The 16,283-nt window shown below is 66.1% G+C and carries 19 protein-coding genes and 2 pseudogenes; 14 read left to right on the plus strand and 7 right to left on the minus strand.

The genetic code is table 11. From position 1 onward, the window contains the following. Window positions 1-509 precede the first annotated feature (509 nt). The 7 genes and pseudogenes from I6J71_RS26670 to I6J71_RS26700 all read left to right on the plus strand — a co-directional run. Complete coding sequence (locus tag I6J71_RS26670; protein ID WP_204089353.1) at window positions 510-713, plus strand: cold-shock protein; 204 nt, start codon at window positions 510-512, stop codon at window positions 711-713. Window positions 714-942: 229 nt separating this feature from the next. Further along, window positions 943-1,401: a DUF6292 family protein gene (locus I6J71_RS26675; protein WP_204089354.1), complete on the plus strand. Its 459-nt coding sequence runs from the start codon at window positions 943-945 to the stop codon at window positions 1,399-1,401. A 279-nt stretch (window positions 1,402-1,680) separates the two neighbouring features. Then, window positions 1,681-2,019 carry a hypothetical protein gene (locus I6J71_RS26680; protein ID WP_204089355.1) on the plus strand — a complete coding sequence of 113 codons (339 nt, stop codon included), beginning with the start codon at window positions 1,681-1,683 and terminating at the stop codon, window positions 2,017-2,019. 21 nt (window positions 2,020-2,040) lie between these two features. After that, on the plus strand, window positions 2,041-2,355 hold the full coding sequence (locus I6J71_RS51130; RefSeq protein WP_370541979.1) for an STAS domain-containing protein: 315 nt from the start codon (window positions 2,041-2,043) through the stop codon (window positions 2,353-2,355). Between the two features lie 103 nt (window positions 2,356-2,458). After that, entirely contained in the window at window positions 2,459-2,881 is a 423-nt protein-coding gene (locus I6J71_RS26690; RefSeq protein ID WP_204089357.1) for an ATP-binding protein, read from the plus strand. A gap of 8 nt (window positions 2,882-2,889) precedes the next feature. Further along, window positions 2,890-3,408 (plus strand): zinc ribbon domain-containing protein, encoded by a 519-nt coding sequence (locus tag I6J71_RS26695; RefSeq protein WP_239153928.1) that lies wholly within the window; start codon window positions 2,890-2,892, stop codon window positions 3,406-3,408. Window positions 3,409-3,523: 115 nt separating this feature from the next. Beyond that, window positions 3,524-4,096 (plus strand): annotated as a pseudogene (locus I6J71_RS26700) (leucine zipper domain-containing protein); the annotation flags it as partial. Between the two features lie 107 nt (window positions 4,097-4,203). On the opposite strand, the pseudogene I6J71_RS26705 reads toward I6J71_RS26700, so the two are convergent. After that, window positions 4,204-4,350 (minus strand): annotated as a pseudogene (locus tag I6J71_RS26705) (integrase core domain-containing protein); the annotation flags it as partial. Window positions 4,351-4,928: 578 nt separating this feature from the next. Between I6J71_RS26705 and I6J71_RS26710 the strand changes: the two are divergent. Further along, on the plus strand, window positions 4,929-5,165 hold the full coding sequence (locus tag I6J71_RS26710; protein WP_204089359.1) for a transposase: 237 nt from the start codon (window positions 4,929-4,931) through the stop codon (window positions 5,163-5,165). A 14-nt stretch (window positions 5,166-5,179) separates the two neighbouring features. Then, window positions 5,180-5,716 carry an IS3 family transposase gene (locus I6J71_RS26715; RefSeq protein ID WP_204089360.1) on the plus strand — a complete coding sequence of 179 codons (537 nt, stop codon included), beginning with the start codon at window positions 5,180-5,182 and terminating at the stop codon, window positions 5,714-5,716. Between the two features lie 93 nt (window positions 5,717-5,809). On the opposite strand, the gene I6J71_RS26720 is transcribed toward I6J71_RS26715, so the two are convergent. After that, window positions 5,810-6,606 (minus strand): IS5 family transposase gene (locus I6J71_RS26720; RefSeq protein ID WP_204097260.1). Its coding sequence is split into 2 segments (ribosomal slippage): window positions 5,810-6,276 and window positions 6,276-6,606, totalling 798 coding nucleotides; the frame shifts between segments, so codons are not numbered across the junction. A 262-nt stretch (window positions 6,607-6,868) separates the two neighbouring features. On the opposite strand from I6J71_RS26720, the gene I6J71_RS26725 reads away from it, so the two are divergent. From I6J71_RS26725 to I6J71_RS26740, 4 genes are all read left to right on the plus strand, one after another. After that, window positions 6,869-10,090: an ALF repeat-containing protein gene (locus I6J71_RS26725; RefSeq protein ID WP_239153929.1), complete on the plus strand. Its 3,222-nt coding sequence runs from the start codon at window positions 6,869-6,871 to the stop codon at window positions 10,088-10,090. A gap of 7 nt (window positions 10,091-10,097) precedes the next feature. Beyond that, window positions 10,098-10,433, plus strand: coding sequence for a hypothetical protein (locus tag I6J71_RS26730; protein WP_204089362.1), 336 nt, complete (start codon window positions 10,098-10,100; stop codon window positions 10,431-10,433). Window positions 10,434-10,601: 168 nt separating this feature from the next. Beyond that, a complete protein-coding gene (locus I6J71_RS48950; protein ID WP_239153930.1) occupies window positions 10,602-10,814 on the plus strand; it encodes a hypothetical protein in 213 nt (70 codons plus the stop codon). A 1-nt stretch (window position 10,815) separates the two neighbouring features. Then, window positions 10,816-11,586, plus strand: a complete 771-nt coding sequence (locus I6J71_RS26740; protein ID WP_204089363.1) for a hypothetical protein — start codon at window positions 10,816-10,818, stop codon at window positions 11,584-11,586. 561 nt (window positions 11,587-12,147) lie between these two features. Here I6J71_RS26740 and I6J71_RS26745 read toward each other — a convergent pair. The 4 genes from I6J71_RS26745 to I6J71_RS26760 form a co-directional block, all read right to left on the minus strand. Then, window positions 12,148-12,381 (minus strand): integrase core domain-containing protein, encoded by a 234-nt coding sequence (locus I6J71_RS26745; protein WP_204089364.1) that lies wholly within the window; start codon window positions 12,379-12,381, stop codon window positions 12,148-12,150. A 69-nt stretch (window positions 12,382-12,450) separates the two neighbouring features. Further along, window positions 12,451-13,247, minus strand: a protein-coding gene (locus I6J71_RS26750) for an IS5 family transposase (protein WP_204096803.1) whose coding sequence is annotated in 2 segments (ribosomal slippage) — window positions 12,451-12,917 and window positions 12,917-13,247 — 798 coding nt in all. Because the reading frame shifts where the segments join, the coding sequence is not laid out codon by codon here. Between the two features lie 21 nt (window positions 13,248-13,268). Continuing rightward, a complete protein-coding gene (locus tag I6J71_RS26755) occupies window positions 13,269-13,976 on the minus strand; it encodes an IS3 family transposase (protein WP_204089365.1) in 708 nt (235 codons plus the stop codon). Between the two features lie 41 nt (window positions 13,977-14,017). Further along, on the minus strand, window positions 14,018-14,338 hold the full coding sequence (locus I6J71_RS26760) for a transposase (RefSeq protein ID WP_204089366.1): 321 nt from the start codon (window positions 14,336-14,338) through the stop codon (window positions 14,018-14,020). Between the two features lie 693 nt (window positions 14,339-15,031). On the opposite strand from I6J71_RS26760, the gene I6J71_RS26765 reads away from it, so the two are divergent. Continuing rightward, the gene (locus I6J71_RS26765) at window positions 15,032-15,586 is read left to right on the plus strand and encodes a YceI family protein (protein ID WP_204089367.1); all 555 of its coding nucleotides are present in this window, start codon (window positions 15,032-15,034) and stop codon (window positions 15,584-15,586) included. A gap of 13 nt (window positions 15,587-15,599) precedes the next feature. On the opposite strand, the gene I6J71_RS26770 is transcribed toward I6J71_RS26765, so the two are convergent. Continuing rightward, complete coding sequence (locus I6J71_RS26770) at window positions 15,600-16,115, minus strand: hypothetical protein (protein ID WP_239153931.1); 516 nt, start codon at window positions 16,113-16,115, stop codon at window positions 15,600-15,602. Between the last annotated feature and the right edge of the window lie 168 nt (window positions 16,116-16,283).

Raw genomic sequence — 16,283 nt, forward strand, 5'->3', positions numbered from 1 at the left:
GTGCGAGTCGGGGTCGCTGAACAGCACCGGCGAGACCGGGGTCCGGACACTGCGGGAACGTAAGGGTGTGCGCAACAAAGAACTCCTCAGTGATGAGCCCGCAGATGAACACGGTCGGCGAAGAAGAACGAGCGCCGAACAGCAGGGCCGAGTGTGTGCCGGCACGCCGAAGTCGGTCACGGGCTTGATTGCAGGTCGGACAGCGTCATCAAGGATCCCGCACGACCAGGGTCGGAAGTACGGCACGAGCCTGCTGGTTTCGACCCTACGCGCTGCAGCAGGCAACTACCAGCACGAGGGGCAAGACCCGACCCTGCTTGACGGCACGCCTGCGGGTGTGCTCCACTGCTTGCGGTTGAAGATTTTTGTGCTCGTTGTTTCCTGACGCCCGCAGAGGTTTTTGGCGAGCGTCGTCTCGGTGCCTCTCGGGCGTCCTTGGTTTCACGCTCGCAGCCCGGCCGCCTCGTCCGAGGTTGCGCCGCATGTTCGACGCGACAAGGAATACTTGTATGTCCCAGGGCACTGTGAAGTGGTTTAACTCCGAAAAGGGATTCGGATTCATCTCCCCCGACGACGGTGGCAGCGACCTGTTCGTCCACTACTCGGAAATCACCGGCGGCGGTTTTCGCAGCCTCGACGAGAACGCCCGAGTGCAGTTCGACGTAGGCCAAGGCAACCGCGGCCCGCAGGCCACGGCGGTGTCGGTCCTCTGACCACCACCATGCAGGCCGGGCGTCCACGTCGACGTGGACGCCCGGCGGCACCCGCCCGCCCACCCACATCCCGGTCACATCCGACCCTCTGGGCTTCGAGGTGCAGACCATGACGTCAACACCCGCCCAGCCAGGCGAAGGACCGGCAGCGCGACTCACGTCCTGCCGTACCCGTCACCTGCGCGAGCACCAGCGACACCGCGCCCGCGCAGCGCGCACGGTCGCCCGCATGGCCCACGACTCGCGGGACAAGGAGCTCCTGCTGTCGATTTTGGACCTTCAATCGCCGGCCTACACCACAATGCCGAGTCTGGAGAGCGCGCTCGCGGCCTACACCCGCGCCGTGGCCGAGCAGATCGGCGTCCCCCTGCACGCGGTGACGCACGAAGTCACCGACACCGCCACGGCCTACCTCGGGCTCACCGCCCGCACCGCCGACCGCCCGCAGCGTGACCTGATGCTCATCGGGGACGAACGACTCGGCTGGTACGTCGCGATCGAACCCCGCGGGAACGATCAACCGCCCGTGATCTGCCACCTCCGCGGCCAGATCGCACCACCGCCCACCGCGGTCGCACAGTTCGTCACCGACGTCCTCGACGGACACCGCAGCGGACAACTCAGCCCGGTACCTCCACGGCTCGACCGAGCAACCCTGGCGGCCCACATGAGCGGAACCCCGGCATAACTGACCGAACCTCCGAAGCGCCCGATCGCCGTCGGCCACTGCCCCAGCGTTCATGGGCCTTCCACACCATCGTGTTCGCCCGTCATGGTGGGGCCCGACCGGTTGAATGAGGTCGGCGCCCGCGTCGATCGCGTCGATGAGCACCGTCAGCTTCGCAAGGGCCTCGTTCACCTACCTCCAGCAGTTGGCCCCCGAGGTGATCAAGCCCCTGGAGTTTTGGGGGGAGCGTTGCCGTGCCGGCCGGCTCAGCGGCGTCGACGAACAGCGAGCACGGACGCCGTGAGGCACACCACGGGCGCCACGATCGCGACGACGCGCAGACCCCGGACCGGCAGGCCGGGCGTTGCCGGCTCGGTCACCCCGACCGCGGACGTGCAGGTGCAGTCGCTGGGCGCGTCAGTGGTGCTCGCCGCGCGTGGCGAGTTCGATGTGCTCACCGTTCCGACGCTGCAGGAGGCGCTGGAGCAGGCCCTGGCGGGCATGGAGCCGCTGTTCCGCTTTTTCACCGTCGTGGAGGCTCTGCCTGCCGCCGTGACCCTTCGGGTTCCTTCTGACACCGGCGATGTCTGGTTGCGCGTCACCCGCAGCGCCACGCCAGTGGTGCCGTGTCCGACGTAGCTGGCGCTGCACACCGGGGTGGTGGCAGGAGAGGATGGAATAGATGCGGCCTGCCAACCACAGAAGTGCCCACGGATATACCGTCGGCACCGGCCCGCGGTCCATGGTGTCCTGGCCGAGGCGCCGCCGGTGCTGGTCATGGACCTGACCGGGACCGTGTTCTTCTCCTCCGTGGCGATCGGCGTCCTCATGGATGCCGTGCTCACTGCCGGCGAGCGCACCTGCGTGCGGGTCGTGGCCGCCCGGCCCATCCGCCGGACCCTGCAGATGCTGGGTCTGGACCCGCAATTCGACTACTTCGACACCACCCAGGAAGCCCTGACCGCCCCGGCCTGAATGATGGCCACCAAGGGTCGTGCATATCCGCGCTACCGGGGGGGTATGCGAGGACGTGCACTACAAGCCCGCGAAGCAGCGGAGAATCAGGAGTGGCCGCGCGATGTGCCCGGCAAGCGACCCGGCCGACAACCGTGCGCCGGCGTTGCATCTGCACCGCCCGGCCCGTCTCCAGGATGCCTCCGAGCTCAGATACGCCCTCACCGGCTGGGCCCGGACCCGAGACCTACCCGAGGCGCTGATCGCCGATCTCGAGCTCGCGGCCTACGAAGCGCTGGTCAACTCCGCCGAGCACGCCTACCCCGACGGCACCACCGGCACCCTCGACCTGCACGCCCACCACGACGACCACACCGTGCGGGTCACCGTCACCGACCACGGCCAATGGCGGCCCCAGCCCGCCCCCGACCCCTTGCGCGGCCGCGGTCTCCCCCTGATCCACCTGCTGGCCGACCACGCCGACATCGCCCCGACCGACCAGGGCACCGTCATCACCATGGCTTGGCAGCTCACCCGCGACCGCTGAGCTACGCCGTGAAGCTGCGCGGAGTTGGACAGCTGACTGGATCACGCGAGCACTACGGCCTCCCAGGGGCGTTGCACCGCGGCTCCCATCGGCGATTTGTCTGGGAAAGGGGGGCCGCCGGGATACCGGAGAAACCTGCCAAGTGGGCGCGTAGCGCCTGGGCGGCGCGGCAAGCCGGCGACGGCCGGACTCGCCGGTTCGCGCTCGCCGGCCTGATCCACTGCGGTGTTTGCGACCGGCGGCTGGACTCGCACTGGAACCACGGGCGTCCGACCTACCGCTGCCGTCACGGCCATACCAGCACCCAGTGCGCTGGCCAGCCGCGGCCGAAGACGCTCTACATCCGCGAGGACCATCTCATCGATCAGATCAGCATCCGGCTCGGAGACCAGGTCAACGATGACTACGCCACGCCCGAGCTTGACCGACCACGACACAGACTCGTGGCAGCAGCGCTGCGCAACTCAGGAAAGATCATCGTCTACGACGGCACCGGATGGCGACCACGGAAGACCGATTCGAGCTAGGTGTTGCGGGTCGTGACGTTGGTGTCGGCTGGCGGGGCCTGAAGATGGGGACGGGTCTTTCGGCGGCAGGATGAGAAGTGCGACCCACTCGTCCGCCGAGCAGAAAGGCCCGTCCATGCACCACCGTAATGCCCCGCTGTCGCTCGAGGGCCGTCGCCGGCTCGTCGCGCGCTGCCAGACTCGCCGGATCGCCCACGTCGCCGCCGAGATGGGCATCTCCCGCCAATGCGCATCCAAGTGGGTCAACCGCTACCGGCGCCACGGCGAGACCGGCTTGCTCGACCGGCCCAGCGTCCCGCACCACCAGCCCATCCCCACCCCAGCCGTAGTGGTAACCCGGATCGAGCAGCTGCGCCGGCAGCGGAAATGGTCCGCTCGCCGGATCGCCACCGAACTGGCCGCCGACGGCACCACGATCTCGGTGCGCACCGTGGGCAGGCACCTGCTCCATCTCGGCCTGAACCGGCGCCGGTTCCTCGACCCGACCGGCGCCAGCAACGGGAGTCACGGCGGATTATCGCCCGCTGGCCCGGGCACATGATCCACCTCGACGTGAAAAAGACCGGCCGAATCCCCGATGGCGGCGGCTGGCGCGTCCACGGCAAAGGCAGCGACCGGGACCGGCTGATCGCCCGGGGCAAAAACCCGAGGCCAGCGGGCCCGCTACACCTACCTGCACTCCGCCATGAAAACGTGGCGGACGTGTATTGCGTGCCGCGGTCGGAGTGAAACACCGCGCCCGGGTCGAGGTGTCCGTGGGTGATGGCCATGCCCAGGGCGTCGATGACCAAAGACTTCGATGTAGTTGGCGACGGCGAAGCGGGCACGGGCGCGGGTGGGGAACGGTTCGCGGTGATACATCTCGTTTTTCAGTGAGGCGAAGAACGACTCGGCAGCGGCGTTGTCCCAACACACCCCGGTCCGCCCGACACTGGCGCGGACGTGATTTTTCCTGCAGAACCGGGCCTCAGCCTTGAACTGCGCACTGAACCTCCGACGCTGCTCGGGCATACACACATCCTCTCAAACAAGAGGCCCAGTCCAAGATTCCGCCGAAGTACTCGAAGACCATCTCACCGCCACCGCAGCCTGAGGAAGCCCGCGCGTTCTTCGCCCGCCACGTCATCACCCACATCCACCGCCTCGTCACCGACATTCAAGGTTGGTGGATTCCTTCGGAGGCTCGCTTGGCACGGCCGGCCTTGTGAGAATCCGGTGGTGCCGGCGCCCGCTTGCCACCGCTGCTTGACCGATTGGGGTGAGGTGTACCAAGGATCTTGGACTGGGCCAGGCTCGTGCGCATATGATCCGCTAACTGCCAACCGACGACCATCCGTGTGGCCAGGTCGATCACGGTCGCCAGATACAGCCACCCTTCACCCGTTTGGGGTTCGGTAGCCGAGGCTGCTGTGGAGTCGTTTCCGGTTGTAGAGCGGTGGGTGAACCCGATCGCGATTCGGGCGGTTTCGTCGGGCAGGGCTTCGGTGTAGGCCAGGCGGGAGTAGCCGTCGACTGTGCAGATGGTGATCGAGACTGGCAAGCCGGTGGCTGAGGTCGCGCGTGATCTGGGAATCAACGCGGGCACGCTAGCCAACTGGGTCAACGCGTGGCGGCGAGAGAACCCTGGACCTGAGCAGCCGGTGAGTCCGTTCGAGCGTGCTCGGGTGGCTGAGATGGAAGACGAGATCCGCCGGTTGCGGATGGAAAACGAGTTCCTGAAAAAAGCCGCGGCCTTCTTCGCTCGGACGTCGCAGTAGCCGAGCGCTGCGCCGTGATCGACGCGGAGAAGGCCCACTATCCGATCACCTGGATGTGCCGGCTGCTCGGGGTGCCACGCTCGTCGTTTTATGCCTGGCGCCAACGGGTAGACACCGAGACCGCCACCCAGGCCCGCCGCCGCGAGTTGAGCACCCACGTGACCCGAGTGTTCACCCAGGGACGGGGCACCTACGGCTGCCGCCAGGTCGCCGCCCAGCTCAACCGGGAAGGCCACGCATGCAGCGTCGGGTTGGTCGCCGACGTGATGCGTGAACTCGGGCTGGCCGGATGTCAGCCACGGGCCTACAAACGCACCACGGTGCCCGGCGAAGAGCCGGTGCACAGCCCGGACTTGATCGGTCGCGCGTTCACCGCGCAGGCGCCGGGGCGGCGGCTGGTCGGCGACATCACCTACCTGAAGGTCATCGCTGGTGCCGTGACTGTCAGTGCGCAGTCACGGTGGCTATCGACGAGCTCACTGGCGACGCGACAATGGCTTGCCCGCGCTGCCGCCGCACCCCCAAGGGCATCGCCACTCGCCAGATTGTGAGCGCCTGCCGGGCCAGCCTCGCCACTGTCCACGCCCACCGCGCTCAGCCGGCACCCAGTATGCTGCATTTCGGCGAGCGGCTAAGAGCTTGTCTCATTTGGCGAGTTTCTTGTGGCAGGTGATGGTGGCGGCGAGGGTGAGGAAGGCGAGGTAGTGGCCGGCTTTGCGTTCGTAGCGGATGGTCAGTCGCCGGTAGCCGGTCAGCCAGGCGATGGACCGTTCGATCACCCACCGGTGTTTGCCGAGTTTCTCGGCGGATTCGATGCCCTTGCGGGCGATGCGCGGGACGATCCCGCGCTGGCGCAGCCAGGCGCACAGGGCGGGGATGTCGTAGGCCTTGTCGGCGTGGAGTTTGGCCGGTTTCCGGCGCCGCGGTCCGCGGCGCGATCGGATCGGCGGCAGCGCGTTGACCAGAGGTCTGAGCGCGTGGCTGTCGTGAGTGTTGGCCGCGGAGATCGCGACGGTCAGGGGCAGCCCGGCCCCGTCGGACAGTACGTGGATCTTCGAGCCCGGTTTGCCGCGGTCGACCGGGCTCGGACCGGTCAGACCGCCCCCCTTTTGGCCCTGACGGATGCTCCGTCGAGGACCGCGCGAGACCAGTCGATCAAACCCCGGCCGCCCAGTTCGTCCAGCACTGCCTGATGCAACTGCCGCCACAGCCCGGCCTCGGTCCATTCGGTGAACGTCCGGTGCGCCGTGGGCACCGATACCCCGAACGAGGGCGGCAGGTGCCGCCACGCACAACCACTGGTCAACACGAACACGATCGCCGTGAACACCGCCCGCGGATCAGTCCGCGCACGACCACCACCCTGCGGACGCTCCTTTGCCGGCGGGACCAGCGGTTCCACCAACGCCCACAAGTCATCGGGCACCAGCCGTTGCGACAGCGAGTCGATCACGGTACAAGATCATTGCAGCCCAGCGGGAAAGATCCAAACGAGACACGCTCTAAGCCTCTACGGCGATTCTCGTTAGCTCTTGGGGGATTGAGGAATGCGTTCGTCTGTCAGACGTCTTTTAGCTGTCTTTTGTGTTACCGCAATACTCACCTCAGCGAACGATGTGGTCGCTGCGCTGCCTGCGTCCGCCGACACACCGAGCGGGGCGACAGTCTTCACGCCACCCGCCGACAGAACTAAGGTAGAGGTGTTGTGGAGGCTCGGCGGCCCGGTCACTCGCGCCGATGCGGCCAAGGCACTGACTGGTTCCGATGCCGATGTCGCCACCTTCCTTGATACACGGCTTCAACAGGACCTCGCCATAGATCGCGACGTGCGCGTCAATCAGATGATGTCCGCGGGCGGAGCCTCCACCAAGATGGCAGCGCAGCAAGCGCTCGACGCTGGCACCGACGATGCACTGGTTCAGTTCCTAGGTGAAGGTTGGAAAGCGCCCTACGAGATTGACCTGACCTTGCGGGTCAACCAGGTGATGTCCGCAGGTGGCACGCAAGTCAAAAAGGCTGCCCAAGCCGCACTGGACGCAGGGACCAAAGACGCACTGACCCAGTTCCTCGCGAGCGGCTGGCGGACTCCGTTCGGGATCGACCAGAGCGTTCGGGTCAACCAGGCTATGTCGGCAGGCGGCCCGGAGGTGAAGAAGGTTGCCCAGCAGGCTCTGGACGCCGGGACTGCGGACGCGCTGACGCAGTTCCTGGATATCGATCTGCCGGTCGCGCAGGCCCGTGACGCCGAAACCACGAACATCACGCAGTTGGCCGCGACTGCCACCAACGCGGCGACGCAGGCCGCAACCGAGACTGCCGCTGCACAAGCCGCGTCCGACCGCGCGGTCGCAGAAGCCGCGGCTGCGCAGACTGCAGCCCAGGCAGCCAAGGACGCGGCTGCGGCCGCCCAAGGTCACGCTGGCCAGGCCACCGATGCCGCAAATCGTGCTGCGGTGGCTGCTCAACGCGCAGCTGCGACCGCTCGCGAGGCGATAAGTGCCTCGAACGCCGCTGCTGCGGCGGCCACCACTGCTGCCGCTGCTGCGTCCCGTGCGGCCGCAGCAGCGGGTGCAGCCGGCCGAGCCGCGTCGAGTGCCTACGACGCCGCCGCGCTTGCCGTGGCGGACAGAAAGAATGCGGACGGCGCCAAGTTCGCGGCGCAAGTCGCGCGAGATGCGGCTAACGCGGCGAGCACCGCGGCTAACGCGGCGGACTGGGCCAGGACTGCTGCGCAACAAGCCGGGGCGGCGGGAGATGCCGCGAAGGACGCCGCTGCTCAGTCCGTGACGGCCGCCGATGCTGCGACTGATGCGGCCAATAGTGCCGCTGCCGCCGGCGCAGATGCGCGCGAAGCGCAGGCAGCCGCCGCGCGTGCCCGTGCTCAAGCAGCGCGTTCGGTCGCCGCGGCCAACGCCACTCAAAATTGGGCCAACCAGGCTGCAACGAACGCCGGTCAGGCCGCGGCCGCGGCCCGCGCGGCCGGCACCGACGCCACGAATGCGGCGCTGGCAGCAGATGACGCCGCCGCCCACGCTGGCGAAGCGGCTGACGCGGCCCAGAAGGCTACTGATCACGCAAATGCTGCAACCGCCGCGGCGAACTCCGCCACCACCGCCACTAACCAGGCGATCGAAATCGCTACCGCCGCCCGGAAGGCCGATGCGGACCGGATCGCGCTCGCCGGACAGCAAGCCGATGACACCGCCAAAGACGCCCTCGCCGTGTCCTCGACAATTCCGACACCGCCGCGCTGGGACCTTGATCAGGCCAGCCTGTGGAACGCCGAAACCAACAGGCTGATCGCCGAAGCGAACGCGCCCGGCACTGATCCGGCGACCGTAGCTAACGATGCCCGTAAGGTCGCGCTGACCTTGGCCACCGGCGGCGGATCGTGGACTCAGGCCGCGGCGACTGCTGCCCTGGGAAGCACCGATGATCAAGCGGCCGACTTCATCAAGTCCGGTCTGTCTGCAGCCGCCGGTCAAGACGACCGGGTGATTCTCGGTGATCTCATCGCTAACGGCACTGCGGCTTTTCGGCAGGCAGCCTCCGCGGCACTGGCTGGCTCAGACGCCGACGTCCAGACTTTCCTGCGAAACCGCGACTACCCGGGGCGCGAGCAGGATGACGAACTCCAGGTGAACCAGATCATGTCGGCCGCACGCGAGGCCGGACAGAGCACCGTCGTACAGCAGGCGCAGAAAGCGCTCGATGCGAACACTGACCAGGCTTTGCGTCAATTCCTGGATACTGATCAGTACACGGCGGCGGGCATTGACGACAACGTCAAGGCCAACCAGATCATGTCGGCGGCCAAGGCATCAGGAGCCCAAGAGCTCGCAGCTGCTGCGCAAGCCGCGATCGACGGGCCAGCGGATCTGTTGCATCAGTTCCTGACCGTCGGACAATACGAGGCCGCGCGCCGCGATCAGAACACAGCTGCGCACAACGCTGCCATCGACGCACTGATCGCCCAGGCGTCCAGCGCTGCTGCCGACGCGAGACAGCACGCCAACGACGCGCAAGCAGCTGCAGCTCGGGCGCGTAACGCGGCTCAGGAAGCCGCCGACTATGCGAACCAGGCTGCGGCAGCGGCGAACGAGGCCGCGGGCTACGCCACACAGGCGCAGGCGGCCGCCGAACGCGCGGCTGTTTCCGCGCAGCAGGCCCAGCAATCTGCGACCACCGCTGCGCGGGCAGCTGCCTCCGCCGTTGCGTCGGCGGACCAAGCTACTCGATCTGCACTGTCTGCACAACGCTCGGCTCAGCTCGCGGCAGACTATGCACAGCAAGCAAGCGATTCGGCTGACATCGCCTGGGACGCGGCGGTCAAAGCAGGTCAAGACGCCGACGACGCCGCCGCAGCGGCCAGGGAGGCTTGGCAGGCGGTCGTCACCAAGGCTGAGACCGAGAAGCAGCAACTGATCGACAGCCGCACGGCGAGCTGCCACAATCGTGCACCGATTTCTGGTGCAGGTTCGGCCAACCCCATCCAGTCACCACTCAGCGAAGCAGACTGCGTACTTCTCGTCACCGGAACGGACGCCGACCGCGAGAAGATATTCGGCCAGCTGGAGCAAATGTGCCGGGAAGCGAACGACGGCGACACCGACCTGATCAACCAGTGCTTGGACCCGGACAACCTGTGGAGTCCCGACTTCGACCCGTTCGTCGATCCCGAGAGGGTTTTGTCGGAGCGGACTGTCATCGGCCCGCCAGTGGAAGGAGAAGCGCTGGCCGGGCTCGAAGAACTGCTCGGTATCGCCGAAGAAGGAACCCAGGCGATCTCGGTGGCGGCCGAGGCGAGCAGGCTCGCTCAACCGGGCGACCATCGACCAGAGGCTGCTCAGCGAGGACGCCGCATTGGCGGAGAGGGCAGAGGCTCTGGCCAAGGACCCAGCGTGCCTCAACAGCTTCACCGGTGACACAAGGGTGCTGATGGGCGACGGTACTAACAAGCCCATCAAGGACGTGGCGATTGGGGGCCCGGTCGCCAACGCTGATCCCGAAAGCTCTCGGCTTCAGGTGCACCTCGTAGCTGCCCTGCACGTCACCGACAACGACACGGACTTCGACGATCTGACAGTCAGCACGCCCGCGGGGCCGAAGACGATCACGACCACTGCGCACCACCTGTTCTGGAGCGCCACTCTCCACCGCTGGCTCGACGCAGCCGCTCTGAAGGTGGGCGAACAGCTCACCACCCCCGGCGATGGGCGTGCCTCGGTCGTCGCGAACCGCCAGTACACCGGTGCTAACAGGACCTAAAACCTGACCGTTGACGCGGTTCACACATACTACGTCCTAGCTGGCGATACCCCCATACTTGTCCACAACTGCGGCGTCGCACCCAACGTCACGGAAAGTGGCCTGGATCACTCCTTTGACCGTCACGCACAGCAGTGGTTCGGCGGTCAGCCGACCCGTGCAGCTAACATGGCTGAGTGGCGCAGCATTATCGAGCGCGCAGCAGGGAGTTCGAAGGTGATCCCATGGAGTTCCGGTTCCGCGAAAACGTGGGCCTACGTCTCACGCATCGACGGCAAGTGGTTCGTGGCACAATTCGACCGAGCGACCGGTGACCTTGTTACCGCTTTTGTGCCGAACAACGGACAGATAAGCGCCATGCTTCGCCTGATGGGGCAATGACGTGGCCGATCTCCTGTACCCAGAACCGCCGCATCTGATGATCGCCGTCTACGATGATCGCCCTGAAGAAAGAACCTTTCAGCTGTTGTTTGAGGCTTCACGCGAACTCGAATGCGAGCCCAACGGGTTGCTCGAAGTCTCGCCGCGCGACCTGGAGTTCGATTTCTTGTCGGATGTGGGTTCCATGCGCCAGCGGCTGCAGGTCGGTTCGGATCGGCTCGCAGACTTGGTCGCGGGGGCCGACCCGGTGTCGCGAGTGGTCAAGGCCGGGCTGACGCATCGCAAGCTCGGCAGGATGATCGTCGAGTACCTCCCTCGCCGAGGAGGCGATCGCCACCCGATCGCAGTGTCAATGAGTGCCGCGACTCTCGGGCTGCCGGATTCCCTGTGGGCGAAAAAAGACCGGAGCGCGGCCAAACGTATCGCGGACTGGAGCCGGGAAGCACTAGAACTTGCGTCGTCGAAGTGTGACCCCCTGTATGGCGGCATCGCAGTCGAGATGACACTGCCCTCACCGTCTTCGTTGTCGACGACACAGAGCAAAGTCCCTAGCGAGCTGTTCGTGTCTAGGCGACTGACGGACCGTGACCAGTCTCTTGTCGATCGCCTGCGGCAAGTGTTCGCAGACGGTGAGGTCACGAATTGGCGCAACGGGCTGTTCTGCGCAGGATGGGCGCCCTACGTTTCAGGTGGACAGGGAATAACCGATTTGGCAGATACACGGGGACGGGCAAGCAAACTCGTGAAGCAGGCTGTCTCCGCCGGCAGATGAGCTGCGAGTACGACGGTACTCTGACCTTAACCAAGCGCCGCCGTCGACGACGATGGTTCCGGAACGCGCTTCGAACTCGAACCCAGCTTGCGCCACGTCGCCGAGTACAAGATGGGGCCGAAGTTTGCTCTTGCTGCCGACGGCCCGACAGTTGTCCGGCTCAGCGTGATCATGCCGTTGGACAAATCTTCCACTTCCTAAACGCTAGGGTTTCGAGGCCAGCCGGCAGGGCAGGAACGTCTGAACGCAGGATGGTTTCGCCTGGCGAACGGCTACCCACAGTGTGTAGAGCTACGGGGAATTCACTGCACGGTTGATGAACGGAGCAAGTTTGAAATCCGGAGCGGCGCCGACCGGCCCGCTCGATGCTTGGCCTCGGTCATGTGGCTGCGATGTCCGGGTTGCTGAGACCATGGTCACCGGGCGCCCACGTTAATCGTGGTGCTTGGTCGGTCGGCTTGTCCAGACTGGCCTCGTGGTTGAAGCGTGCAGACATCACCTGGTCAAGCTGCGGCGGCGATCTGTGATGCGCCCCGGGTCTGGTGCAGGCCTCGTTGTCTGTCACCGAGCCCGGGCGGGCTCGAGGGGTTGATCGTAGCGTGACGCTTGGTGGCTGGCTTCGGTCTGGGCTGGGGTGCGCTGGCCGAGCTCGCCGTGGACACGGCGATGGTTGTACCAGTCGATGTATTCGGCGACGGCGATCTCGACATCGCGAACTGATTGCCAACCGCGACGACGGACAACAGGGTTATGGATCAATTCTCCCTTGAACAGCGAGTTGAAGGCCTCGGCCATCGCGTTATCGTAGGAATCTCCACGCGAACCGACCGAGGCGACCACTGCCGCGTCCGCTAAGAGCTTGTCTCATTTGGCGAGTTTCTTGTGGCAGGTGATGGTGGCGGCGAGGGTGAGGAAGGCGAGGTAGTGGCCGGCTTTGCGTTCGTAGCGGATGGTCAGTCGCCGGTAGCCGGTCAGCCAGGCGATGGACCGTTCGATCACCCACCGGTGTTTGCCGAGTTTCTCGGCGGATTCGATGCCCTTGCGGGCGATGCGCGGGACGATCCCGCGCTGGCGCAGCCAGGCGCGCAGGGCGGGGATGTCGTAGGCCTTGTCGGAGTGGAGTTTGGCCGGTTTCCGGCGCCGCGGTCCGCGGCGCGATCGGATCGGCGGCAGCGCGTTGACCAGAGGTCTGAGCGCGTGGCTGTCGTGAGTGTTGGCCGCGGAGATCGCGACGGTCAGGGGCAGCCCGGCCCCGTCGGACAGTACGTGGATCTTCGAGCCCGGTTTGCCGCGGTCGACCGGGCTCGGACCGGTCAGACCGCCCCCCTTTTGGCCCTGACGGATGCTCCGTCGAGGACCGCGCGAGACCAGTCGATCAAACCCCGGCCGCCCAGTTCGTCCAGCACTGCCTGATGCAACTGCCGCCACAGCCCGGCCTCGGTCCATTCGGTGAACGTCCGGTGCGCCGTGGGCACCGATACCCCGAACGAGGGCGGCAGGTGCCGCCACGCACAACCACTGGTCAACACGAACACGATCGCCGTGAACACCGCCCGCGGATCAGTCCGCGCACGACCACCACCCTGCGGACGCTCCTTTGCCGGCGGGACCAGCGGTTCCACCAACGCCCACAAGTCATCGGGCACCAGCCGTTGCGACAGCGAGTCGATCACGGTACAAGATCATTGCAGCCCAGCGGGAAAGATCCAAACGAGACACGCTCTAAGCGCTCGGTATAGCGAATGGCTCGATATTGAACTCCGCGATCGGAATGATGGACGAGTCCAGTCACGTCTCGTCCGACTTCGTTGCCTGGCCCAGATTCCCATCTCCAGTGCATCGAGGGCGAGATTCGTGTGCAGCGAGGTCGACACTTGCCAACCGACGACCATTCGGGAGAACACATCGATGACGAACGCGGCATACACCCAGCCGGAAAACGTCCGAATGTAGGTGATGTCCGCTACCCAGAGCTGGTTCGGCTGGTCGGCGGTGAAGCGGCGGCCGACCAGGTCCGCCGGAGACGGCGAAGCCGCAGCAGCGATGGTGGCCCTGGGCCGCCTGCCTCGCCGTAGCCCCTGCAGACCCTTCTGGCGCATCAGCCGCTCGACCGTGCAGCGAGCCACGCGAATTCCCTCACGGTTGAGTCGGGCATGGACCTTCCGCGCTCCGTAGACGCCGTAATTCTCGCGGAACACGCGCTCGATCTCAGTCAGCAGTTCTGCGTCTCGCACAGCACGTTTCGACGGTGCGCGCTTCTTGGCTGACCAATACGTTCTCGGGGCGATCCGCCCATCCGCAGCGTTCAAGACTGCACAGATCGACTCGACCCCGAGATTCTTCCCCTCGACAACTCGCTCGCGGTGGTCGTCGATATAGTCGACGACCACCGCGAGGGGAACCTCCCGCCGAGGCGTGGAATAGTCAGGAGTTACTTGATTTTGCGGTCGAGCTCCGCGGCGGCGAAAAACGCCGAGGCCGTCTTCAGGATCTCGTTCGCCCGCCGCAACTCACGCACCTCGCGTTCCAGCTCGGCGATCCGCGCGGCATCGTCGCTGGTGCGGCCGGGTGCCGTGCCGGCGTCGATCTCGGCGCGCTTGACCCACGTCCGCAACGCTTCAGGGTGCACGTCCAACTGGCCCGCGACCCGGCGGATCACCGCCATCCGCTGACCCTGGGCAGCGATCGCGTCCAACGCCATCCGCGTCGCCCGCTCACGCAGCTCGTCGCTGTACTTCTTCGGTGCCGGCATGCTCTGCATCCTCCCTGGGATCAGAGCCTGCACAGAACTCGGGGCGCATCACTGCGGGGCCTGACGCCGTTGTTGCCTGCGCGCTTTCCGGGTACCGTGGCCCGATTCTTCTTACGGTGGCGAAGGCTCTCCTGGCCGGCACCCGCGCCACATCGACGCAGGTTGGCGAGCTTTCGGGCCATATCACGCACCGACGAGAGCCAAGGTTAGGACGGGACTCCGCCAACGACTCTCTTGGCCCTTCACCTCGCGCGTGTGGCTAGTGAGCGTATCCCAGAGGGACTCGTACCCCCACGCCGACGACCAGCAGGTTCGCAAGTAAGAACTTCCAGCCCGCAGAGAAGTCGCTGGCCAGAGACCAAACTGTGTGTCCGAGGACGACCTTGCTCGCTAACCACAACGCTCCGGATCCCTGGCTGACCTGCAGGTTCCCACTAGTTGGACCCTGAGCCACCCCACGCCCCATGGGCACTACAACGCTGGCCGCTATCGAGAAGTTCGCCCGCTGACACGTCGCCACCTCGCCCGGCAGGGCGGGGTGGCGATCCGGTCGATCGTGTCGTTGTCGCAGTCGATCTCGACCATGACCGGGACGACGTAGCGGACCCGGCGCTGGCCAGGAAGCGCCCGCGCCGCGACCCGGACGGCGACGTCGACTTGGACGGCTGAGCGTCCCGGCGTAACGTCGAGTTTATGTCGTTTCGGGACGGCCAGTACCGGTCCGGTCCGCAGTCGGCCGAGCTATTGGTGAAGACGCGGCGCACTGGACTCGGCTCGCGCGTCGGGCACGATCTCACGATCGAGGCGTCAGAGTGGGTTGCCGCCGTGTCGGTGAACACGGCGGACCCCGCGTTGTCCTCGGTCTCGGTCGACGTCGTCGCCGGCTCGCTGCGGGTGCGGTCCGGAAGCGGCGGAATCAAACCGCTCACCGACTCCGACCGCGCCGAGATCGAGAAAAACATTCAGACGAAGATTTTGCACACCGACCGATATCACGCAATCACGTTCCACTCGACGCGAGTCATCCAAGATGGCGAATCGCTCACCGTCGACGGCAATCTGACCATCATGGACCAGTCACACCCGATCACCGTGCTGGCGACGGTCAGCGACGACCGCAGGATCCGAGGCGGCGCAACCATAGTCCAGACACAATGGGGCATCAAACCCTATTCGGCGTTTTTCGGGGCGCTGAAGCTGGCAAACGAGGTCGCAATCGAATTCGACGCGGAACTCACCCCGCCCTAGCCACGCAGAATCATCAGGCCGGCCGCCGCTCGCCGAAATGCAGCATACTGGGTGCCGGCTGAGCGCGGTGGTCGTGGACAGTGGCGAGGCTGGCCCGGCAGGCGCTCACAATCTGGCGAGTGGCGATGCCCTTGGGGGTGCGGCGGCAGCGCGGGCAAGCCATTGTCACGTCGCCAGTGAGCTCGTCGATAGCCACCGTGACTGCGCACTGACAGTCACGGCACCAGCGATGACCCGTGACTGGGCTGGCATGCTCGGGGGAGGCGATGCACTGATGGATCCACCGACGGTGGGCGGGGCAGGTCAGCCGCTCGAACGGGGACAGGCCGGTCTCGACGGCGGCGTCTTCGGCGGCCAGCTGCGCGGCCAGGCTGCGGTCGGCCAGGTCCGCATAGCGGCGGCTGGCGGACGCGGCCGCGCGATGCTGGGCTATCAGGGACACGACAGCGTCGGCCCGCCGGTGGACCGAGAGCCGGGTCTCGCCGCCGGTCGGCGTTCTCGCCGTAACGAAGGTCTGCTGGAACATCATCGCCCTTTCCCACGGAGACAAGGCCGGTCAGGACCTCGCTCCTGAGCCACGCACGCCATTGGTCGCTGTCTGAGGTCAAGTCTCGCTCACCAACCCGGGCATGTCGTCACAGCAGGCAACCATCCTGGCGTAGCTGCTCGCCGGGGCTGCGCGATACCAGCTACCAGG

This window comes from Amycolatopsis sp. FDAARGOS 1241 (assembly GCF_016889705.1).
GTDB lineage: Bacteria > Actinomycetota > Actinomycetes > Mycobacteriales > Pseudonocardiaceae > Amycolatopsis.